Here is a 23,220-nt window from a genome sequence, read left to right on the forward strand (position 1 = left end):
ATTCTTATACAATTGCTGTAACAATTCTGCAATATTCAGAGTGTATTATAGTCATCGTTGAGTGATAAGGAAATATAATTTAAGAAAATTTAATAAATAAAAAAAACAATTAACCATTACGGGGGATTTTCATTTTGAATAATAAAGTTAAAAAGAGTCTTATTTCATTTACAGCTGCTGCTTCACTTGCAGTTACAGGTTTAGGCGTTTCAAATGCAACAACAACACATGCTGCTACAACTGTTGCCGCACCAAGTGCTGTAACTACAAGTTCAATGACTTTGCTTTACTCTACACCATCAGCATCAGCTAAGACTGTTGGCCGTGCACTTGCTGCTAACACTTCATGGGCCGTTGGTAAAGCTGTACAAGATGACAGTGGTAATACTTTCTACTATGTTGCTACAAACGAATGGGTTAAAGCATCAGATGTAACTGACTCATCAGCTGTTACTGAAGCTGCTGCAGATACAACAACTACAGATACAACTACAGACAACTCACAATCAAGTGTTGATTCTGTTATCAGTACTGCTAAACAATACTTAGGTACACCATACGTATGGGGTGGTAAGACTCCTTCAGGTTTTGACTGTTCAGGATTTACATCATATGTATTCCAACAAGCAACAGGTAAGAGCATTGGCTCATATACTGTAGCTCAAGAATCAGCCGGAACAAAAGAAGCTGTTTCACAAGCATCAGCCGGAGACTTATTATTCTGGGGTGGCCAAGGTTCTTCATATCACGTTGCTATCTACTTAGGTAACAACCAATACATCGCCGCACCACAACCTGGTCAATCAGTTAAGATCTCAAGTATCTCAGGTTACTTCATGCCTTCATTCGCTGTTAAGGTATTGTAAGATAAATTAAATTCAAAATAAAAATCACTTATGACCGCCTTTGGCGGTCTTTTTTTGTACAATTTGATAGTATAGAAGACATAAGAGGTAAATTATGGAAAAATTATTAGAAGAAGCAATGAAACTTATTAAGCCCAAAATGATAGTTAGTTTTGGCGGTGGCAATACAGTAGGTAGATTAATGAAAGAAGTTGCTAAACAGAACTTAGATATCACGGTCTGTACACCTTCAGAAGTGACTAAACAGACTTGTTTAGACCTTGGATTCTTTGTTAAAGAATTGGATCAAGTTGATCACATAGACTTAGGATTTGATGGATGTGACTCACTAGATAAGAATCTTAACGCCTTGAAGAGTAATGGTGGTATTCATGTATTTGAGAAGATTTATGCAAGTATGGCAACTAACTATGTGATTCTAGGTCCCAAAGAACGCATGCAAGAACAACTGAGTTCTGATGTGTTCTTGAGTCTAGAAGTGATTGAGCCTGCCATTGATCAAGTGGTTGATTATGTTAAGAAACTAGGTGGTAAAGTTAAAGTACGCCAATCTAGTGACATTGCAGGTATGGTTAGGACAAAACTTGGCAATGGATTAGTAGATTGTTACTTTGATAATTGGGATAAGATAGATGACATTAATCAAAAGTTAAGTGGCTTCAATGGTGTTGTAGGAACATCATACTTCCACAATCTTGTTACTTTCGCATTGTTATCTGACGGTGATAAAGTTATTCAAATAGGTAACGCAAAATAAATAGCGTGCTAAGACACAATTTTTCCAATCAATTGTGTTTTGGCACGCTATTTTATATTCTAATTAGTTATTTTAGAAATTTCAGTTTGAATTTTAGTTTCATTATATGCAAGTAAGACTACGAACATGACAACATACAAAACAAGTGGAATTATTGCGAAATTAAGATTGATTGCTGAAATTGTGGAAGCTGATTGTGGCTTGTTGGAGACGTAACCAGTTAACTGCAATGATTCAGCGGTGACTAATCCTCCTAATCCTAAACCAAGATTGACGCCCAGGTCATCAGTTGAGGCCAGCACACCTTCAGCCTGAATACCCATAGCTGTCCCGTATCGTATCGTGTCAGCAATCATAATGGAAACCAGTCCGATTATGAATCCATTACCAATAGAATTGACAAAGATGCCGACAAACAAGACTGGTACGCTTTGGCTATAGGCTGCTATGGTAATGATGATCTGACCAACAAAGGCAGTCACAATACCACTTAGCATCGTATTCTTCTTACCGATCTTACCGGATACAAAGTAGATCGAAACGACACCGATCAAAGCTGTCAAAGTAAAGCTGTTAGCCAGTGAAACCAAAGATTCATTTTGCAGGACATATTTGAAATAGTAGATGATGGTCTGATTCTTGATAGCCGTCGTCATCCAATATAGGAAGATAACCACTGAGATAACTATCCAAGGCTTATTTTGTTTCATCATACCCCAGACTTCGGAGAGTGGTTGATGATTTATTTCATCATTGGTGAATCTTTCACGGACATGGAAGAAGGTATTTAGGATCAATATCAAAGATATTATCCCAAATAAGGCAATTGTAAGTAAGAAGCCCTTTTGTTGATTACCACGTCCAAAGAATGCAACCAGCGGTATGGTGAATGTTGCGACGATAATTTGAACAGAGCTACCGAAGAATTGTCTGATGACACCTAGTAAGGTAGTCTCTTTTTCGTTCTCGGTCATAGTTGGTAGGATCGATGTAATAGGTAAGTTCACAGCCGTGTAGAAGAATCCTAAGCCAAGATAAGTTATATATGCCCAAGCTAATTTACCAAAGTGTGGTAAGAAGTTCGGTGTCACAAAGGTTAGGATTGCGAAAACGACATATGGGAAAGAAAACCATAGGAAAAACGGTCTACTTTTGCCCCATCTAGAGTGCGTGTGATCGATCATTACTCCAATCAGTAAACTCTCAAAGACATCAGCTGTTCTTGCTACAACGAAGAGAATAGCCACCTCATTAGGCGTTAAACCGAAAACATCTGTGTAAAAGAAGAGCAGATACATAGTCATCATTTGAAAAACTAAGTTGTCTGCTGCATCACTTAATCCATAGCTAAGTCGCTCTGGTACTGAGGTTTGCCATTTATGCATTTGCCCACCTACTTTTGTTCAGTCAGTCGACGATATATCTCTGCGCCAACTACGTCGTTGGTCCACATCCAAGCAATGTGACCTAGTGCTTCAGATAAATGCTCTTCAGTAGGTTGGTCTGAAGGTGATGGTACAGTCTTCATCAAAGGCATGATACCGATATGGAAGGCTACCCAAATGGCTAATCCAAAGATCGAACCAGAACCGGCCCTGATGTAAGGTTTGTATTGAGCTAAAACTTCATAAATAATAGCGAATGAAGTTGAGAAACCAAAGTGCATCAAATAACTGACCCAAGGTAATTTCTCACCTGAATAAGTATATGTGGCATGCGTCCATTTTTCAGGCATACCAAATTGTTGAAGTAATTTTTGTGGAGGATTAGTTGAGTTACGTTTTGCATCTCTTGGTGGTAAGATGTTCTCCCAACCAAGCTTGACCAATCCAGATGCCACTCCGGCAGTTGTTCCAGCAATAATTGCTGCCTTCAAGTTCTTCTTTTGTTCACGAGATAATTTCATAATTGTGCCACCTCAATTCTAATATAGGTTCATTATAGGACAACTACTCAGATATCTCAGGTGATAGGTCTTAAGCATCATAGATTCTTCATACTTTATTACTTATTTATTCGTAGTTTCCCAGTTAATTATTCATAATTTGACGTTATTATTTAAGCATAGTCAAAAAGAAATAAGAGGTGACAGGATGGACCAACAACTTTAATTCAAATGATATTACCCGTAAATATTTTCTTATAAACTCACAACAAATAGAAAAACCCTTTATATATTAATCCCTATAAATTAAATTTTATTTAATCCCCCCTTAATTAAATAAAACCCCTATATAAAAGCATATAACACATAAAATATATTTCCCCCCTGATATATATTTTGAAATCAAAAAACAGACACCTTGCCTCTACTGCAAAGTGTCTGTTTTTCTAACTTTTGGATCAAAACTGGAGATCAATGTATTTAATTCTTTTACAGTTTCCTTAGGATGATATGTAAAATCTCTAGAGGCATCCAAATAGATTCTCTCCTTATTCTTTAAAATAAGTTCAACACCTAGGGGATTTTTAATCATTGACATACGAGAATAAAAAATACCATATGCAGTTGAAACAGGTAACATGAAATCTAATGATTTTAACTTTCCGGTAGATCCAATTATTTGAATACTAATAACATCGTTTATAGAAATCTCTTTCATTTTAGTTATATAAGGGAAAATCATCATAACTAGTCTATTACTATATTTATCAATATTATTAAATTTAATAATATTCGAATTATATTCCCAGTAGCTAAACAGTCCTGGTAAATTGAAAAAGTAATATCCATTAAATAAAATTACGAAGAATAATATAAAGATGGCAAGACCAATATATTTTGAAAAGATGTTTCCGAAGGCCAGTCCAAATATGGAGGATATTAGAATACTTATTAATAACGGTCTAAAATTAACTTTTTTTCCAAATTTCAACATTATTTTTACCTAGATTCATGATTATTTTTGACTTTACTGCTTCCTTAACCAAATCTAATGTAACATTTGGAAATAAATATTGTTTAAAAATATCCTTAATGCCATATATATTGTCCTGAACGGCTTTATGACAGATTGATTTTACAATTCCTCACAAATTATTCACAAATAGTTATTGATTTATTCGTACTTTCCCAATTAATTATTCATAAATTAACGTTATTATTTAAGCATAGTCAAATAACAAAGAGGTGAACGAATGGTAATGATAAATATCAAAAGAAACATCCTTTAAACATAAAATAGATAAAAACTTAAAAATTAAAATCCCTATAAATTAAAAAACTTTTATTTAATCCCTATTTAAAACAACCCTCATACAATACACAAGTAAAAATATATTTCCTCCCCGATATATATTTTAAAAGAATTTTAAGAACATCAAATTATCAGAAAGAGAGAATAGATCATGTAAATAATAAGAAAAGGAACTCGTGCCGGAAGACGCGAGCCTTTTTGTTTTGTATAATGAAATTATAGAAGACAAAGTAGTTTGTGGAGGATAGTTATGGCTGAATTCGAGGATAAGTATAGATTAACTGACAAGGAAAATATATTTATTGCCAAAAAGAATTTTGTTGCATTGATACATTCTAATTCGAAATTTGAAGGTGTTAATACAACACTACCTGAAACAAAGACAATTGTTGAAGGAATGAGTGTCGCTGGTATCAGCATTGATAGCATAGGCGTAATTGTTAATTTGAAACGTGGCTGGGAATTTGTTATTAATTCTAACAAAGAAATCGACGATGAAGTTGCTAAGACAATTAATGGAATAGTTGCTAGGGATGATTCACTTGATCCTGGTGGAATTAGAACAGGTGAAATCCAAATTGGGGGAGTTGAATATCAACCTAGTATACCGACTGAAGAAGAATTAGCCAATGATATCGACACTCATTTGAGGAACAAGCAAAAGTCTAAAACTCAAAATATCATTGAATTGATGTATTCAATGATGAGGAACCAATACTTTTGGGACGGAAATAAAAGAACGTCTATACTATTCGCTAATTACTATATGATCAGAAATGGAATTGGAATCCTGAATATCAACGAAAAGCAGATGCCAGAATTCAACGAGTTATTGACGAAGTATTATAATACCAACGAATTAGGTGAGCTATTGCAGTGGACGTATGACAATTGTATTTACGGAATAGACCGTTAAACAATCCAACCTCACAGAATCTTCACAAATAGTTATAGAATTATTCGTAATTTCCCAATTAATTATTCATAAATTAACGTTATTATTTAAGCATAGTCAAATAACAAAGAGGTGAACGAATGAAATGGTAAACCTGGCAACAACCCTTATAAATTCTAAAAAATAACAATTACACAAAAATAGATAAAACCCTTAAAAACATATATTAATCCCTATAAATAAAATTTCATTTAATTCCCCCTTAAATTAAATGAAACCCCTCATAAAAGCATATATACACATAAAATATATTTCCCCCCCTGATATATATTTTGAAAAGCAAACCTCACATCTTTAGACGATGTGAGGTTTTTTGTTTATATTTGTGTTTTTATTTCAATATTTGAACCACTCAACCAGTTCATTACATAGTCATTTACATGAACATGTAAGTCTTCGTGACCGTATTCTGGAAGGGTAAACATTTCTTTGTCACAGTTAAGACGATTGAACATGGCAAATTGAGTTGAGGGGAAGCATACGTTATCTTCCAATCCAGTTATTAATTTAACTGGATGTTTAATACGATGTGCCATATTTTTGATATCTATGTAGGATAGTGTATTCAAAATTTTTTCTTCTGTAGTATGAAAAGGATCTGAGAACTTAAAATATCTGAAGAACTCATCATATGGTTCACTTTGATCACCTAATTCAAGAATACGTTTAAAGTCCGATAAGAATGGATAAATTGCAATTGTCAGTTTTATTCTTGGATTCAAGGCTGCAGCAACGATTGAGAGAGCACCACCTTGAGAACCACCATAACTAGATAGTTTATTTTCATCAACAAATGGTTGTCCAGCGATGATTTCGACTAACTGATAAACATCTAAGTAAACATCTTTAAAAAACAAATTGTCTCTTCCATCGATTGCACCACGAACTACGTGACCCTTAACCGTATTACCTGAGTAATTTGAATTGTCATTAGATTTACCAGATTGACCACGAACATCCATCGCTACTACGCCAAGTCCAGCGGCACAATATTGTAAGAGTACTGACCAATCTGATGATTGTCCCATGTAGCCATGGAAATTGAATACGACTGGGACTTTTTTAATAGATTTAGGAAACACACATTTTGAGTAGATAGATCCGCCATTAGTACCTTCAAATCTTAATTCAAAACAGTTAACGTTGGGCAAATTAAAGTCTTTAGGAATTAGTTCAAATTTAGGTGTTGATGGGAGGTTTTCTATATTGTTGTTCCAGAACTCATCAAAATCTTTAGGTACATTCTGACGTCCCTTATATGTTTTCATATCTTCTAATGACATTGTATCTTGCACTGAGATCCACTTCTTTCGATATTAATTAAGTAATGTTTGATGTATCCAAGAGTCGGCTAAGTCCAACCAAATTGCAGTCCTATCATTAATATCCTCATCATGTTGATATCTTTGGGTAGCAAAAGATGCTAATCCAATCCCATGAATTCCGGTATGAAAGGTATTAAATACATGGTATTCAAATGGAATATTTTTGTCTGCTAAAGCTTCAACATAAGCGAGAGTATTCTTAACCGGTACAACTTTATCGGCCATTGTATGCCAGATAAAAGTTGGTGGGGTCAATGGATTAACCATTTCCTCAGCACTCCAGTATTTTTGTTCAGGGCTAATTTTTTGTACATCTTTAATATTTTTAGGAAATCCCATTTTCAAATTTATAACAGGGTAAGCTAATATTTGTGCGTTTGCAGTTTTAAGATTATTGAAATTTAGTTTAGACTTATCTTCATCACTTAAGGAATTCAAGAGGGCGACTAAATGGCCACCAGCGGAGAACCCTAAAGTGATTATTTTATTTTCATCTATATTAAATATTTTAGCATTTTTTCTAAAATATTTAATGGTTTCCAATCCAGCAATTATTGCATTAGGATAGAAAGATTCTTTATTCATTAATGGATATTTTACAATAGCCACTTGATATCCTTTCGCCAGAAATGCCATTGCAATAGGTTCGGATTCTCGTTCTTCAAGTGCTGCAAATCCTCCACCGGGAAAAATCAGTATCAATGGCCAATTTCTAGGATCGGGTATTTCATCGAATTGTTTTTTAATAAATAAATCAATACTGAATTGTTTATTTGGTTTAATGTTTAAGCTTATTTTCTTTTGTAACATTTAAAATAACCTCATATTTTAATGTGTTTCTTTAACATATTTATCATTAACCGTTGATGCGGTTAAACCAACAATGTTGTGTACGTATTTTTTAGGAGCAAAGAAACTAATTATGTAAGAGAATAAGAATGATGTAATGAATGCAACTGTGGCAACAATTAATGATGAATCATTAGTTTGTTGAACATAGACTGTTACAGCGATACTACAGATCAAACCTAAAATAACACCAAATGAATTAGCACGTTTTGTAAAGATACCAACTGCGAATACACCAGCGATAGGAACACCGAATAATCCAGTAACAGTAAGGAATAGATCCCAAGTCTTAGATGCATTACCAATCAATAGGTAAATTGACATGCCTAATCCAAATAGTCCGGTGATGATAATAACGATACGAGCTAGTGTAACATCGGAGATATTCTTCCATTTGTGGTCAAAGAAACGTTGTTTGAAATCTGTAACAAAACATGAAGATATAGCATTTAAACTTGAAGCAATTGTAGATTGAGCAGCGGCAAAAATACCAGCGATAATCAATCCAGCAATACCAGCAGGTACTTTTGTAATAACAAAGTAGGGAACTAAGGCACTTGTATTAAAGTTGTTTGGAAGTGAACCGGTATTTTTATAATAGCTGAATAATACTGTTCCCATACCAAAGAATAGAGGAATTGTAATTAATGCAAGAAAGGCATTTGTCCATAGGGACTTGTTTGTTTCTTTTTGTGAAGCAGTAGTTTGATAACGTTGAACAACGTCTTGACTACCAGTGTATTGATAAACTGTATTAAAGAATTGACCAGCGAATATTAGAGGTAGAAATCTAGTTAAATCTCCAATATTCATATCTTGTGATGAAAGAATCTTATGGTTAGCTACGGCGTCAGTGATAACTGTACCGAATCCACCCTTGGTTGAAAATCCACCAATAAGAACAACTAATAGTGCACCACCAAGTAGTAAGAATCCTTGAATAACATCACTCCAAATAACACCTTCGATACCACCCATGAATGTATAAATTATGCATAATCCACCAACAACACAGGCAATTAAAATTGGATTAATATTTGAAACCGTTGTGATAGCAATAATAGGTAAGTAGATAACAATTGCTACACGACCAATATGGTAAAGCATAAATAATGCAGAACCAATAACACGAATAATGGGACTGAAACGCTCTTCAAGGTACTCATAAGCTGTAGTTACCTGAAGCTTTCTGAAAAATGGAACATAATATTTAATTAAAATTGGAACAATAATAATGATGCTTAATGAACCAACACCATAAGCCCAATCCTTCAAGTAGGCTTGTTCTGGAGTGGACATAAAAGTAATAGCGCTAAGAGTTGTAGCGTAAATACTAAATCCAGCAGCCCATGCTGGAATACTACTTTTTGCTTTAAAAAACGCATCGGTGTTCTTACTAGACTTCTTTGTAAAGTAAACACCAACCCCAAGCATTGCTAACAGATAAACTACTAAGACAACCCAGTTTAAAGTACCAAAACCGACTTTTGTCATACTTTCACCTCATTGAGTATATTTTCTACAGTTTCATTTTGTTTTGCGGATCTTTGAATAAAGAATTTCAATATTAATGGAGCAATTATGGTTGTTACAACTGTTACCACTATCATTGCTGTGTAGTGATTAGAATCAATTAACTTAGCACCTAGAGCTACATTAGCAACGACCAATGCCATTTCACCACGAGAGACCATACCGGCCCCAACAATATTGGATTCACTCCAAGTTAAGTGGAATAGTCTCGCTCCCAATGCACCACCGATTTGCTTACCGATGATGGCGATAACAATAAGTGAAATAATAAATGCAAGGTCACTTTGTAATCCTTTAAAACTTATATTTAGTCCAATGCTTACAAAGAACACAGGAATGAATACTGCGTAACCAATGGGCTCTATTTTTAAAGCTAAACTTCTCTTGAAAGAGGTCTCTGATAAAGCAATTCCAGCAAAATATGCTCCTAGTACATCGCTCATTCCAAGTGCAACGGCGATAGATGCAAATCCAAAACAAAGAATCAATGCACCAGTTGCTTCATTTTCACTAGTTTTTAATTTGCTGAAAAATGACATAAATGGTGGAATAAACCATTTTCCAAGAACAAACATAAGGATAAAGAAAAGTAATTTAGTAGAGATCATTAACCATAATGGTTGATTGCTACTACCAGATGATCCAAAGAAAGCAACGCAGATACCTAGTAAAATGACACAGATAATATCATCGGCCACTGCGGCTCCAAGAATTATTGCACCTTCTTTAGTATTGAGTCGTCCCATCTCTTTAAGAACTTGGACAGAGATACTAACAGATGTTGCACTAAGAACTAGGCCAATAAAAATTGATGTTGTCCATGCAAAATTAAAGAACAAAGCGCATAACATTGCTGCAGAGATAGTGGGTAAAATGACACCTAACGCTGCTACGGTTAAAGCAGGTTTCCAATACTTCATTAGTAATGAAAGATCCCCCTCTAATCCAGCGATAAACATCAAAACTATGACACCAATCTCTGAAAAGTAATTTACAAATGTGGTACCAACAAGGATATGGAGTACGGCTGGACCAGCAATAATACCAACTAATAACTCACCGATTACACTTGGAAAATTTAATATGCTTGATAGATGTGCACCTAGTTTTGTTAAAGCTAGGATAATAACAAGTTGGACAAGGTAGGTCATGATTTAACTCTGTTTGATAGGATTTCGTTAACTTGTTGTATTTGTTCATCCAAGTGTTTAGGTGATATTTCATATTCTAAGAAAACTGGAATTTCATCTGATAACTTTAATAGCATATTTTTCCAATCTGTTGCACCTGTATCTAGCATTACTGTTTCTTTATCTTTGATATCTTTTAAATGGAAAACGGTTATATCATTGTTAAAAACGCTAAATGCGTTACTTGGGCATTCATATATCCAATACCAATTACCTGAATCGAATGTATATCCTAATGGAACCTTTGCTTCTTTCAGTTTTGATAACTGCTCTGTGAAGTTTTCTATAGTGCCATTATCATTAGGTTGATTTTCAATAGTTACGTTTGTTTTAAATTGTTTGAGAAGTTTCGTTAGGTCATTTAATTGATTTTGGGTAATATTTGAAGAATCACCCATGCTTATCTTCAAATGATCAATATTATGTTTATCGGCCATTTTTAAATATTCAATTAGATTATTATTGATTACATTTGTTTGGAATAACTCTTCAGGTATTGAATAGAAGAACTTCCAATTATTTTGCTGACATAGCTCGTCAATTTTATTCAGTTCGTCATCTTTTGTTTTGTCATCAAAAAATTCACCACGAACTTCGATATTATCTATAGGTTTATTAACCAATTCTTTTAGGCAAGAAAATTGAGAACTACCGGAGTGTACTTCATTTGAGAAAACTGCTGTATTAATTGAGACCAACATATTATTTGCTCCACCTTTCAAAAAAAACCGTCACTAATAAACACTTTATGTGTTCATTAGCAGCGGTTGGTTGGATTGAATAACTATTACGTGAAATAATATATCACGATATATCAACGATGTAAACGCTTTTTTGTTAATTATTTTTTCTTTTATAATATATGGTAATTTATAACATATGCTACTTTAACTGAATCTAATTTATGATTATCTATAGGTACATTTAGATAAGATAAAAATTGTTTATTATTTAAGTAAAACCTATTTAACAGGATTTATTGGCTTGTTTGATAATTATTATCATAAAAATGGGTTGCAATATTTATTATCAGGATGTATATTAATGACAGCGGTTGCAGATTGGCTACTATTACAAATAAAAATAAATTTAAATCGAGGGTTAACAATGAAAAAACTATATTCTGCATTAATGACAGCATTTAACGATGACGGCTCAATTGACGAAGCTGGAATAAGAGAAATGGTTCGTTACAATATTGACGTAAATAAGGTTGATGGTTTGTATGTTGGTGGTAGTACTGGTGAAAACTTCAATATGAATCATGATCAAAAGAAACGAGTATTTGAAATTGCTATTGATGAAGCAAAAGACCAAGTTGACTTGATTGCTCAAGTAGGTTCTCTAGATTTGAATGAATCTAAAGAATTAGCTAAGTTCGTTACTGATTTGGGATATCCAAAGATTTCAGCAGTTACTCCTTTCTACTACAATTACACATTTGAAGAAATCAAACATTATTATAATGAAATTTTAAAGGGCGTTGATAATAAGTTGTTGATTTATTCAATCCCAGCACTTACTGGAGTATCACTATCAATGGAACAATTCGGAGAATTATTCGAAAATCCAAAGATTATTGGTATCAAGTATACAAATGCTGATTTCTACCTATTAGAAAGAGTACGTAATACATTCCCTGATAAATTGATTCTATCTGGATTCGATGAAATGTTATTGCCAGCATTGGCATTAGGTGTTGATGGTGCAATTGGTTCAACATATAACTTAAATGCAAAACGTGCTAAGGCTGAGATGATTGCATTTGACGAAGGTAATATTGAAAAAGCTCGTCAACTTCAAAAGGAAAGTAATGACTTGATCACTGCATTGATTAAAAACGATATCTATCCATCATTGAAACTAGTATTCAATGAAATGGGTGTTCATGCTGGAGTTACAAAGGAACCAATGGCTAAACCAACTCCAGAAATGCGTGCCGGAGCAGAAAAAATCTACAATGATTATTTAAAATAAAACTAAGAAGAGATAATGCTATGAAAAATGAATTTTTAAGTATTGTAAATAAAAAATTAATTGTCTCTTGCCAAGCACTATCTGATGAACCACTGCACAGTTCGTTTATTATGTCTCGAATGGCAAGAGCTGCAAAAATGGCAGGTTCAGTAGCTATTAGAGCCAATTCAGTTGTTGATATTCAGGCAATTCAAGATGAGACTAATTTGCCAATTATTGGATTGAGTAAAGTGGACTATGAAGATTCACCCGTTTATATCACTCCTACTATTAAAGAAATGAGAGCGGTAGCCAGTACAGGCGCACAGGTTGTTGCTTGTGATGTAACTGGTCAAGCTCGGCCTAATGGTGAGAAGCTAGCAGATATTGTCAAACAAATGCGTAAGGAATTCCCTGATACATTGTTAATGGCTGATACTGCAACAATTGAAAATGTAAAAGAAGCCAATGAACTAAACTTTGATATTATTGGTACAACAATGCATGGTTATACACCTGACACTGAAGGACTAAATATTGCAGATGATGATTTCAGTTATTTGAAGGAAGTTTTGGAAGTTGCAAAGCATCCAGTAATTGCTGAAGGTAAGGTGGATACACCACAAAAAGCTCGTCGCTGTATAGATCTAGGTTGTCATGCTGTAGTTGTAGGTGGTGCTATAACAAGACCATTAGAAATAGCAACTAAGTTTATTAATACCGTTAATGCTTAGTTACAACAAATAAGACCTAATATTTGCGATGCAAATATTAGGTCTTATTGTCACTATTTAGTTCTGAATTTATTATCAAGAATCATCTCTACAGTATGATTCATACGATCACTATAGGTTTTGTTTTCCAATAGCATTGTGGTTATGATATCTAGTGCATATGTAATAGCAAATTGTGAGTTAATGAAACGAGTATTGTCTACAAAATTACTATTCTTGACTAAAATTGGATAGTCACTTAACTCGTATAGTGGACTTTTCTTAATACCAGTAATTCCAATTACTTTAGTACCATTGAGTTGGGCAGCTTGAGCAGCCCTGTTTAGATCATTTGTATTACCAGATGTGGATAAGGCCAAGATAATATCATTTTTACCCATAATTCCACTTGTTATATACATGATATGACTCTCTGTCATTGGAAATGCTGCTATACCCATTCTGAGTAGACGCTGCGTCATTTCTTGAGCTGTATATCCGGAACTGCCTATTCCAAAGATATAGATTCTATTACACTTAGATATTAAGTCAACAATTGTGCGAAGACTAGTAACATCAAGACTTTCCCAGGTGTCATTCAAAACATGTTTATAGAAACTGAATACCTCATCAGGAATAGAACCTTTTTCTACCTTATTTGAATTTGTAGAATGATTTTCAGTTAGCTTTAGTTTAAAGTCATAGAAATTATGACAATCCATTTTTTTAACAAAACGTGTAATGGTTGCATTACTTACACCAACTGCTTTTGCCAATGTATTAATACTCATTTGTTTAACACTGTCAGGGTCTTGAATCACACGCATAGCAACTTTTCGTTCTTGTCGAGAAAGAGTCGGCAATTTTTCTTCAACTAATTTTAAAGTATCCATTTTAACTCCTTCATTATTTACCAATAGTATACAGTAATAAATATCGTATTTAATTTATCTAATAAATATTAACATAATAGGGGATGAAGATTGTGAGTAATAAATTATTTTTAGCTTTTGATATTGGTGGTACAACTATAAAATATGGAATTGTCGATAACGAATTGAATGTAGTTGATTTTGGTAGTACTGAAACCAAACATAATATTAATGGTTATATCTTAACTGAATTACAAGAGATAACAAAGGATGTTCAAAAAAAGCATGAACTAAGTGGTATTGGTGTGAGTACAGCAGGAATTGTCAAAGATGGTAAAATTCTTTATGCAGGTCCAACTATTCCTGGTTACCAAGGAACAGATATTCAAGGTACTTTAGAGGCACAAACAGGATTAAGCGTGTTTGTAGTAAACGATGTTGATGCAGCATTATTAGGTGAAAATCTAGCCGGAATATCACAAAATAGTGATTCTACATATTGTGTGGCTCTAGGTACAGGTATTGGTGGTGCATATTTAAATAATGATCAGTTGTTAAGTGGTTCTCATGCCTATGCAAATTCAATAGGATATACATTGTATGATGATAAAACAAAGACCAATTATGAGCAACGAGCATCAACACTTACTTTACAACATAATTTAGAGAAATATGATACTGGAGTTATTGACGCATTTGAGTTTGCTAAATTAGATAAACAACCATATTTGAGAATAATAAATGATTGGGCAGAAGAAGTTTCAAAAGGGCTAGTTAATATAGTGCTACTGTATGATCCTGAAGTTCTGGTAATTGGTGGTGCGGTTTCAAAGCAAGGTGATTATTTACTTAAACTGTTGCATGATCATATGAGTAAGATGATTCCTGAGGGGTTATTCAAAACGGAATTAAAGATAGCTAAATTAACTGATAAAGCACAGATTTATGGAGCAGTATCAAAATTTATTTCATAATATCTTCACAAATAGTTATAGAATTATTCGTAATTTCCCAATTAATTATTCATAAATTAACGTTATTATTTAAGCATAGTCAAATAACAAAGAGGTGAACGAATGAAACGGTAAACCTGGCAACAACCCTTATAAATTCTAAAAAATAACAATTACACAAAATAGATAAAACCCTTAAAAACATATATTAATCCCTATAAATAAAACTTCATTTAATCCCCCCTTAAATTAAATGAAACCCCTCATAAAAGCATATATACACATAAAATATATTTCCCCCCTGATATATATTTTGAAAAAGCAAACCTCACATCTTTAGTTGATGTGAGGTTTTTTGTTTATAACTAATTGAGTAATGTAACTATAAATTCAACGAAGACCATTGCAGTAGTAAGAACGATAATTATTTTTTCACCTAGAATATAGTAGCTTTCTAGTGGACGATAGGATTCATGAATATTATCCAAATTACGTTCGCGTAAGCGATTGAAGTAAATGAAAGCTAATATTCCTAACCATAATATTAGGCCGAATAATGGATAAACAAAGATATTTGATTTTATTCCCCAAGGAGAAAGATCAGTAGTAGCAGTTGGTACATAAATCTTGTCAGGTAAAAGTGGATATATTAGGAATGAAACCAAGAGGGGGATAAGTGCATAAAGAGTTTGTTTCTTTAAATTATAATGTTTTGTTTTAGTTAGCATATTGCTCTCCTTTGTTAAATAACCATTTCATAACTATTGGTAGTTGTTTATTCCATAAAGTCCAATTGTGTTGACCAGGATCCTTTCGCCAAGTGAAATTGTCTTTAAAGACGTTTGAAAATTGTGATTTAGACGCTTGATCCATATTTCTTAAGATATCATCAGATCCAGTTGTTATTAGAACATTTAATGAAGAGGAATCTTCAAGATGATTTAATAGATATTCAATATCTATATTACTTCCACTCAATTCATCTGAATTAAAAGCTAGGTCGAAATCGGGCATTGTTTTAGCTTGTTCTGTTTTGAATTTCGCCAAATTTGTTACTGGTGATAAGGCCGCAACAGCATTGAACTTTTCAGGAAAGGTTAGAGCCCATCGTAAAGCTCCATATCCACCCATGGAATTACCGATTAGATAATTGTCACTTTTTTTGGTACTGAGAGGGAATATGAACTGCATTCTATCAGGTAATTCTTTCGTTAAGAAGTCCCAATAATTCGGTCCTTGGAACATGTTTGTGTAAAATCCTCGTTCAGTTTGTGGCATAACGACTGCCACTTGGTATTGAGTGGCAAGTTGTTCTATAGAGGTTCTTCGTAACCAGATAGAAGAATCACCACCCAAGCCATGTAATAACCAAATAGTCGGAAGCTTTTTATTACCTTTAGTAAATTCAGGTAAAACATTTCCATCATTATCCATGGGTTCCGGTAGGATAACTCTTGTTTCGACGTATCTTTTTAAGATATTTGAATAAAAATTATTAATATGTATCGACAAAGTAAGACCTCCTTAATTAAATGTATTAAGATTTATGAATTTATTGTCACTCATAATATGTAATCCAAAATAGTTGGTTAGTAAGTAACTTATTGTATATTCCAAATTAACATCTTCTTTATAAACCCAGCGTTCAATTCTAACGACTATTGTATTAATTGGAACATGAAGGTAGTCAGCAACTCTTTGATTTGATATTGGTACTATTGAATAATTTTGGCTGAACTCTTGCTGTAACATATCTAAATTGGCTTCTTTGTTGATTAAGGCATAAATTGAATTGATCTTACTGGGATGTTTAATGTCATTAGTATCAATTAGATTTTTAGCATACCAAGAGGTTGAATACTCAAAAGGGGCGTTATTAACCTGACGTAATCTCTCAAAATACCAAGTTTCTGTATTTTTAAAATTAGCTTTTAGTGGTGGATTAATAGCATCGTTTGCAATTAATACTGCCACTTGTTCATTGTTTGGATCATAGATGTGGGTATCAGTTATTTTTACGGAAGTTCCACGATTAAACTTAGAGACAAAACTGCCACGTCCTTGTACCCGACGAATATAACCTTCACTGGCCAGAGTATTTAAAACCCGGACAGCAGTAGTGGAACTGACTTGATATTTTGTGCGAATGTCATTTTCACTGTAGAAGGGATCATTCTTTTTGAATTTTGTAGAATTTAATTCTAGTACTAATGAGTTAAAAATGGTTTTATAAATTGGTTCCTTTTTACTGGTCATGATGACTCCTTTTAAGGTTAATGCATTAAATGTATATACTTATTGAAAATAAAAACAATTTATTGTTAAACAAGTCTTGCAAGCGATAAACTTTTGGATTGTTCTATGTTACGCTTGGTACTGGTTAAGCTTAATGCATTAACTTGGATTGAGCAAGACAAATTTCTTAATATTTAAAGGGGATGGAAATATTGGATAAACAGCAAAAACCTTGGATGCAAAAGACCGTTGAAATAATGGGTAAGATTGCAGCTAATCGTTATTTACGTGCTATTCGTGATGGTATGGCTGTCATCATTCCAGTTGCCATTGTTGGATCGTTTTTCACGATTCTTACACAAATGCCAATTGATGCTTGGAAGACATTTATTCAACCATATGCAGCAGGTTTAGCAATTCCAATTAATTTTTCAATGGGATTCATGTCAATTTATGCTGCTTTTGCTATCGCGGGTCGTTTAGCTGAAGAGTATGATTTTGACAAGATTTCAACTGGTGCCGTTTCAGTAATGATCTTCTTATTACTAGCGGTTAAACCAATTACAACAACTCCAGCTGCTTTTAAGGCATTAGGTCTTAAAGCCGCTGCTACAGTCGTTCCACTAACTAATTTCGGTGCGGCTGGATTATTTACTGCTATGTTAGCTGCCATTTTGACAGCAGAAGTAACTCGACTATGTCGAGATCATCACCTGGTAATTACGTTACCAGATGGTGTACCTCCCGCAGTTGCTGCTTCATTTTCAGCATTGATTCCAGCAACAATTTTAATCGTTGGTGCTTGGACAATTCATATCGGATTTAATTTCGATATCAATTCATTTTTACAATGGATATTCAGTCCACTTGGATACTTCGGACGTGATAATCTAGCTTCTGTAATTGTGCCAATTCTTTTGACAGATATTGCATGGTTATTTGGTATTCATGGTGCCGCATTAGCAACACCAATATTCTGGCCATTATGGTATCCGAACTTAAATGCAAATATGGCTGCACTTTCCAAAGGTGCTACAGCCGCAACAGTACCTCACTATATGACTGAGCAATTCTTCCAATGGTTCGTCTATGTTGGTGGTGCCGGTGCAACGCTTTCGTTGTGTATTTTATTAGCCTTTTTCTCAAAGTCTAGTTTTGGTAAGACTATGGGTAAAGTTACACTAGTTCCATCGATTTTTAACATTAATGAACCTGTAATTTTCGGTGTTCCTATTGTTATGAATCCATACTTTGCTATTCCATTTGTTTTTGCTCCACTTGCAATGGGTATTATAACTTGGTTTGCTACAATTACTCACTTGGTTAATAGAACAATTGCCTTAGTTCCATGGACATTACCTGGGCCTATTGGTGCATTTATGGCCACAGGATTTGATTGGAGAGCGGCAGTTTTGAATATTATTAATATTCTTGTTGCTCTAGCTATTTACTACCCATTCTTTAAGATTTGGGATAAGAATCAATTGAAAAAAGAACAACTTGCTGCTGAAGAAGATATAAAAAAAGCTGATGCTTCTGCAGCCACTGCATAATAAGGGAGTTAATTAGATGTTAGGAATTTCAATTTATCCCAATAAAGCTACTACTGAAGAAAATATTGCTTATCTACAGTTAGCAGCAAAATACGGATTTAAGCGGGTCTTTGCGAGTCTTTTAGAGGTAACTCCAGATAATAAGGATGAGGTATTAGGACAATTCAAAAAGATTTTTACCGTTGCCAATGATTTGAAAATGAGAGTTACTTTAGATGTTAATCCTAGATTATTTGGAGTTTTAGGAGTTGATTATCATAATTTAACATTGTTCAAAGAAATTGGAGCTAGTGCTATTCGTCTAGATGCAAACTTTGATGGATTAACCGAATCATTAATGAGCTTTGAGGATTCAGGACTTGATATTGAACTTAATCTGTCATCAGACGCAGGTAATATTGAAAATATTATGTCATATGCCCCCAACAATAAGCGATTGAGCGGTTGTCACAACTTCTATCCACAACGTTTCACAGGACTTGACCTAGATTTCTTCACTAAATGTAGTGCCAAATATAAGAAACTAGGATTAAGAACAGCTGCTTTTGTAACTTCACAAGTAGCAACAACTGGTCCGCATCCATTCAATGACGGATTACCAACTTTGGAGATGCATCGAGACTTGCCAATTGAGGTTCAAGCCAAACATCTTTTAGCTACCGGATTGATTGATGATATTTTAATTAGTAATCAATTTGCTAGTGAGACTGAATTGAAAAAATTGAGTCAAATAAATCAAGATCAATTGAGTTTAGCAGTTGATTTTGCTTCAAATGTTACACAAATTGAAAAAGATATTTTATTGAATTATCAACATTTCTATCGTGGTGATATTAACAGTTATAGTGTTAGATCCACTTTTGTTAAACTTAAGTATAAGAATGAGAGTATTCCTGCTAATAATACGATTGAAGAATTACATCCAGGAGATATTACAATTGGTAATGATTCTTTCGGTCAATATAAAGGAGAAGTGAATATTGTTAAACAGGCAATGCCAAATATCGACCAACACAAGAATGTTGTTGGGCATGTGGCTGAAGTTGAGCAATTTTTGATTCCTTATATTAAGCCTTGGATGAAGTTCCGATTTGAAACTTTTAAGCCATAAGAATTTAGGAGCATGCTATCGTCTGGTAGAATGCTCCTATTTTTTTTAGACAGTAATTCAATTGTATAATTATATTAAGGGGAAAAAGATATGAATGATAAAATCGATTCGTTAACGACAGAGCAACAAAATCCAGATAGCACTAACTTAGATCAGATGTCTACAGAAGAAATAGTCCGACTTATTAATAAGGAAGATGGTAAGATCAGTGACAGTATTAAGTCTCAAATTCCGAACATAACTAAGGCGATTGAATCAGTCGTAGATTCATTTCAAAAAAATGGACGTCTTATTTATATGGGAGCAGGAACTAGCGGAAGACTTGGTGTACTTGATGCAGCTGAATGTGTTCCAACATTTGGAACTGATCCAGAAATGGTACAAGGACTAATTGCCGGTGGCAAAAGAGCTATGACTGATGCTGTCGAGGGTGCTGAAGATTCATATGAACTCGGAGAAACTGATTTAAAAAACATCAAATTGACCGCTAACGATACAGTAGTGGGAATTGCGGCTAGTGGACGTACACCTTATGTAATTGGAGCTTTGAAATATGCCCAATTAAAAGGAAGTCACACGGTAAGTTTAGCCTGTAATAAAAACGCCAAGATTAGTTCGTATTCAGATATTGCCATTGAAGTAAATGCTGGTCCGGAAGTATTATCTGGTTCTACAAGGATGAAGTCGGGAACAGTACAAAAAATGGTATTAAATATGATCTCAACGACATCAATGATAAAAATTGGTAAAGTATATAAAAATCTAATGATCGATGTAAAGCCTACTAATGAGAAGCTAGTCCAGAGAGCTAAGAGAATTATTACCTTAGCAACTGGGGTTGATGATAAGAAAGCTGCTCAGTTATTTTTAGATTCTGGTAAAGATGTTAAAGTTGCTATTGTTATGGCTTTGACAGATTTTTCAGCGGAAGATGCTGTTAAAAAGCTTAAGGATTCTAAGGGATTCGTTCGTGGAGCAATCAATTAAAATTTGAGGTGAAATAATAATGACAGAATTTTCTATCGGTATTGATTGTGGTGGGACTCATACAGTTGCAATTGCCTATGATCAACATGCTGATATGTTGAGGAAAAGTGTTCAAGGACCGGCAAATTTGGCTGTTGATCCAACTGAAGCTGTAAAGAATATTCACGCAGCTATATTAGCAATCACGCAGAGTTTAAATGAAAAAGACTGTAACAAAATATTAATCGGAATTGCTGGATTAAGTGCCTTCAATGAAATTGAACAGTTGATTGCTGAGTTAGACTTTCCCAATTTGGATATTAAAATAATTAACGACGCTCAATTAGCTTTGATTGCTAGATTAAAGGGACAAAATGGCCTGGTGGCAATTGCTGGCACTGGATCAGTCGTAACTGGCATAGTTGATAACAGATCTGTTCGAGTCGGTGGATGGGGACATTTACTTGGAGACGAGGGTAGTGGTTATCAGATAAGTAAATTAGCGTTTCAACAAGTCACTAAAGAAACTGATTTAGATGAAATATCTAATTTTTCTAAGGCATTTCTAAAGGAAATCGGAGCTAAGAATATAACGGATTTGATTAGTATTTTTTATAAATTAAATAAAAAAGAAGTAGCTAATTTCACTCCATTTGTTTTAAAAGAAGCAAAAGACGGTGATAAAGTTGCTCAAAGTATTGTTGAAACTGCTACTAAGGGATTGGCTGATCAGATCAATCTTGCTATGAATAAAACTGATTGGCAGAAATCAACATTGAACTTAGCTTTTTCTGGTTCTGTGGTTGAAAAGAGTAGTTATTATCGACAACTTTTGATTAAAAAAATAAATTGTGAGCACCAAGAAATTAATATTTTACCAGTAGAATCTGATTTCAATAATGCGATTGCAGTGATTTATGCGAAATAAAAAGACTATTAAACGGAATTTTGAATTCCATTTAATAGCCTTTTTGATATTATCAATTTTCACAAAGTTATCTATTTAGTAACGTTAGTAGCAAAGTAAGGTTCATAAACAGCATTACTCAACGTTTCTGCACTTTGAGCATCAAATGTACTTGCTGGAAGCCAGAGGTTTGGCTCTACTTGGAAGTAATAAGCACCATTGATGTTCTTAACGATCTTTGAAACATTGTAAGGAGAACCTGCACCGTATGGATTATGTACGTAAGTGTTAGTAGAAGAGTCATAGAAATCTCTTAATGCTGAACTCTTAATACTGAATGTTGATGCAACATTTGAATTAGAGTATTGAGTTTTTTGCACTGCTGGAGCACCCACACTCATAGATTCTTGTGAGACCCATTGATTAGTAGCTACTCGATAATAGACTGTTCCATTAACAGTCTTCTTAGCATCAACTTTCCATGAAGTATAGTCACCCAGGTAATTCCCATTATAGTTACCATTATCATCTACAACAGATGCTCCACCGTGAAGAACACTTCCGATGTATCCGGGTATCTTTGTTATATTTGTTGCTGGAGTAGTAGTTTGTGTATTGCCTCCAGAGTAGCCCACATTCATGGATCCTGCATCGACCCATTGATTAGTAGCTACTCGATAATAGACTGCTCCGTTGATGGTCTTCTTGGCGTTAACTTTCCATGAAGTATAGTTACCTAAGTAATTTCCATCATAGTTACCATTATCGTCTACAACAGATGCTCCACCGTGAAGAACGGTACCAACATATCCAGACATCTTAACGATATCAGTGTTGTTGTCGACGACAACTGAGTCAGCCTTTATCCATTCATTAGTAGCTACTTTATAGTAAAGTGAGCCATTAATTGTCTTTGAAATCCCTAATTTCCATGAGGTGAAGTTACCTAGGCTACGGTTTACTGCTGAACCATTGCCGTCAACTAAAGCTCCACCGTTTCTTTTAACAACCCCGACCATACTTGAACTTGCTTGTACATTTTGAGAAACATTGCTCAATACTGCCGGTGCAAGAAGTACAGCCATGGCTGTGCCTAATAGAATATTTTCCTTCTTCATAATTGATTCTCCCCATATTATAGTTAATATACATATAGTTTAATGTTTGTGAGTATGTATTGGAACTACAAAAGACTTAACTTAAACATATCTTAATTAATCAAAAACTCATAATATCTATCAAAAAATTGCATATATTGATAACAAAAAAACACGCAACTGGA

General features: G+C 34.1%; 23 protein-coding genes. 10 read left to right on the forward strand and 13 right to left on the reverse strand.

What is annotated here, in order from left to right; translation table 11 throughout:
* The first annotated feature begins 134 nt into the window (after positions 1–134).
* Positions 135–866 carry a C40 family peptidase gene (locus BTM29_RS03175; protein ID WP_076614122.1) on the forward strand — a complete coding sequence of 244 codons (732 nt, stop codon included), beginning with the start codon at positions 135–137 and terminating at the stop codon, positions 864–866.
* Between the two features lie 94 nt (positions 867–960).
* Positions 961–1,623: a ribose-5-phosphate isomerase A gene (locus BTM29_RS03180; protein ID WP_076614123.1), complete on the forward strand. Its 663-nt coding sequence runs from the start codon at positions 961–963 to the stop codon at positions 1,621–1,623.
* 59 nt (positions 1,624–1,682) lie between these two features.
* Here BTM29_RS03180 and BTM29_RS03185 read toward each other — a convergent pair whose 3' ends face one another.
* From BTM29_RS03185 to BTM29_RS12855, 3 genes are all read right to left on the reverse strand, one after another.
* Positions 1,683–3,008: an MFS transporter gene (locus BTM29_RS03185; protein ID WP_076614124.1), complete on the reverse strand. Its 1,326-nt coding sequence runs from the start codon at positions 3,006–3,008 to the stop codon at positions 1,683–1,685.
* A gap of 8 nt (positions 3,009–3,016) precedes the next feature.
* On the reverse strand, positions 3,017–3,529 hold the full coding sequence (locus BTM29_RS03190; RefSeq protein WP_076614125.1) for a YagU family protein: 513 nt from the start codon (positions 3,527–3,529) through the stop codon (positions 3,017–3,019).
* Between the two features lie 403 nt (positions 3,530–3,932).
* Complete coding sequence (locus BTM29_RS12855; RefSeq protein ID WP_125673068.1) at positions 3,933–4,226, reverse strand: hypothetical protein; 294 nt, start codon at positions 4,224–4,226, stop codon at positions 3,933–3,935.
* A gap of 844 nt (positions 4,227–5,070) precedes the next feature.
* On the opposite strand from BTM29_RS12855, the gene BTM29_RS03200 reads away from it, so the two are divergent.
* Positions 5,071–5,736 (forward strand): Fic family protein, encoded by a 666-nt coding sequence (locus BTM29_RS03200; protein ID WP_076614127.1) that lies wholly within the window; start codon positions 5,071–5,073, stop codon positions 5,734–5,736.
* A 356-nt stretch (positions 5,737–6,092) separates the two neighbouring features.
* On the opposite strand, the gene BTM29_RS03205 is transcribed toward BTM29_RS03200, so the two are convergent.
* From BTM29_RS03205 to BTM29_RS03225, 5 genes are read right to left on the reverse strand one after another with little or no spacing between them, the layout of a single operon-like run.
* Positions 6,093–7,070 (reverse strand): acetylxylan esterase, encoded by a 978-nt coding sequence (locus BTM29_RS03205; RefSeq protein ID WP_076614128.1) that lies wholly within the window; start codon positions 7,068–7,070, stop codon positions 6,093–6,095.
* 21 nt (positions 7,071–7,091) lie between these two features.
* Positions 7,092–7,910, reverse strand: coding sequence for an alpha/beta hydrolase (locus BTM29_RS03210; RefSeq protein WP_076614129.1), 819 nt, complete (start codon positions 7,908–7,910; stop codon positions 7,092–7,094).
* Positions 7,911–7,928: 18 nt separating this feature from the next.
* Positions 7,929–9,443 carry a sodium:solute symporter family protein gene (locus BTM29_RS03215; protein ID WP_076614130.1) on the reverse strand — a complete coding sequence of 505 codons (1,515 nt, stop codon included), beginning with the start codon at positions 9,441–9,443 and terminating at the stop codon, positions 7,929–7,931.
* Positions 9,440–10,633 carry a cation:proton antiporter gene (locus tag BTM29_RS03220; protein ID WP_076614131.1) on the reverse strand — a complete coding sequence of 398 codons (1,194 nt, stop codon included), beginning with the start codon at positions 10,631–10,633 and terminating at the stop codon, positions 9,440–9,442. Before BTM29_RS03220 ends, BTM29_RS03215 begins: the two co-directional genes overlap by 4 nt.
* Positions 10,630–11,373 (reverse strand): sugar phosphate isomerase/epimerase family protein, encoded by a 744-nt coding sequence (locus BTM29_RS03225; RefSeq protein ID WP_076614132.1) that lies wholly within the window; start codon positions 11,371–11,373, stop codon positions 10,630–10,632. The genes BTM29_RS03220 and BTM29_RS03225 overlap by 4 nt, the downstream gene beginning before the upstream one ends.
* 406 nt (positions 11,374–11,779) lie before the next feature.
* Between BTM29_RS03225 and BTM29_RS03230 the strand changes: the two genes are divergently transcribed.
* Together BTM29_RS03230 and BTM29_RS03235 are read left to right on the forward strand one after the other, a co-directional pair.
* Positions 11,780–12,649, forward strand: coding sequence for an N-acetylneuraminate lyase (locus tag BTM29_RS03230; RefSeq protein WP_076618634.1), 870 nt, complete (start codon positions 11,780–11,782; stop codon positions 12,647–12,649).
* A 20-nt stretch (positions 12,650–12,669) separates the two neighbouring features.
* Positions 12,670–13,362: an N-acetylmannosamine-6-phosphate 2-epimerase gene (locus BTM29_RS03235; RefSeq protein ID WP_076614133.1), complete on the forward strand. Its 693-nt coding sequence runs from the start codon at positions 12,670–12,672 to the stop codon at positions 13,360–13,362.
* Positions 13,363–13,415: 53 nt separating this feature from the next.
* Here the strand turns inward: BTM29_RS03235 and BTM29_RS03240 are convergent, their stop codons facing one another.
* Positions 13,416–14,234, reverse strand: coding sequence for a MurR/RpiR family transcriptional regulator (locus BTM29_RS03240; protein WP_076614134.1), 819 nt, complete (start codon positions 14,232–14,234; stop codon positions 13,416–13,418).
* Between the two features lie 83 nt (positions 14,235–14,317).
* Here BTM29_RS03240 and BTM29_RS03245 point away from each other — a divergent pair, with 83 nt between their 5' ends.
* Entirely contained in the window at positions 14,318–15,187 is an 870-nt protein-coding gene (locus tag BTM29_RS03245) for an ROK family protein (RefSeq protein WP_076614135.1), read from the forward strand.
* A gap of 344 nt (positions 15,188–15,531) precedes the next feature.
* Here the strand turns inward: BTM29_RS03245 and BTM29_RS03250 are convergent, their stop codons facing one another.
* Genes BTM29_RS03250 through BTM29_RS03260 form a run of 3 tightly spaced genes read right to left on the reverse strand, consistent with a single transcriptional unit; the run spans position 15,532 to position 17,422 of the window.
* Complete coding sequence (locus BTM29_RS03250; protein WP_076614136.1) at positions 15,532–15,894, reverse strand: hypothetical protein; 363 nt, start codon at positions 15,892–15,894, stop codon at positions 15,532–15,534.
* Complete coding sequence (locus tag BTM29_RS03255; protein ID WP_076614137.1) at positions 15,884–16,678, reverse strand: alpha/beta hydrolase; 795 nt, start codon at positions 16,676–16,678, stop codon at positions 15,884–15,886. Before BTM29_RS03255 ends, BTM29_RS03250 begins: the two co-directional genes overlap by 11 nt.
* A 12-nt stretch (positions 16,679–16,690) precedes the next feature.
* A complete protein-coding gene (locus tag BTM29_RS03260) occupies positions 16,691–17,422 on the reverse strand; it encodes a GntR family transcriptional regulator (RefSeq protein WP_076614138.1) in 732 nt (243 codons plus the stop codon).
* Positions 17,423–17,637: 215 nt separating this feature from the next.
* Here BTM29_RS03260 and BTM29_RS03265 point away from each other — a divergent pair, with 215 nt between their 5' ends.
* From BTM29_RS03265 to BTM29_RS03280, 4 genes are all read left to right on the forward strand, one after another.
* Entirely contained in the window at positions 17,638–18,954 is a 1,317-nt protein-coding gene (locus tag BTM29_RS03265) for a PTS sugar transporter subunit IIC (RefSeq protein WP_120270450.1), read from the forward strand.
* A 16-nt stretch (positions 18,955–18,970) separates the two neighbouring features.
* Entirely contained in the window at positions 18,971–20,065 is a 1,095-nt protein-coding gene (locus BTM29_RS03270; protein WP_076614140.1) for a DUF871 domain-containing protein, read from the forward strand.
* 90 nt (positions 20,066–20,155) lie between these two features.
* Complete coding sequence (gene murQ, locus BTM29_RS03275) at positions 20,156–21,052, forward strand: N-acetylmuramic acid 6-phosphate etherase (RefSeq protein WP_076614141.1); 897 nt, start codon at positions 20,156–20,158, stop codon at positions 21,050–21,052.
* A 19-nt stretch (positions 21,053–21,071) separates the two neighbouring features.
* The gene (locus BTM29_RS03280) at positions 21,072–21,959 is read left to right on the forward strand and encodes a BadF/BadG/BcrA/BcrD ATPase family protein (protein WP_076614142.1); all 888 of its coding nucleotides are present in this window, start codon (positions 21,072–21,074) and stop codon (positions 21,957–21,959) included.
* A 71-nt stretch (positions 21,960–22,030) separates the two neighbouring features.
* Here BTM29_RS03280 and BTM29_RS03285 read toward each other — a convergent pair whose 3' ends face one another.
* Entirely contained in the window at positions 22,031–23,056 is a 1,026-nt protein-coding gene (locus BTM29_RS03285) for an SLAP domain-containing protein (RefSeq protein WP_076614143.1), read from the reverse strand.
* Positions 23,057–23,220 lie beyond the last annotated feature (164 nt).

The sequence above is a fragment of the Companilactobacillus allii genome, assembly GCF_001971585.1.
Taxonomy (GTDB): domain Bacteria; phylum Bacillota; class Bacilli; order Lactobacillales; family Lactobacillaceae; genus Companilactobacillus; species Companilactobacillus allii.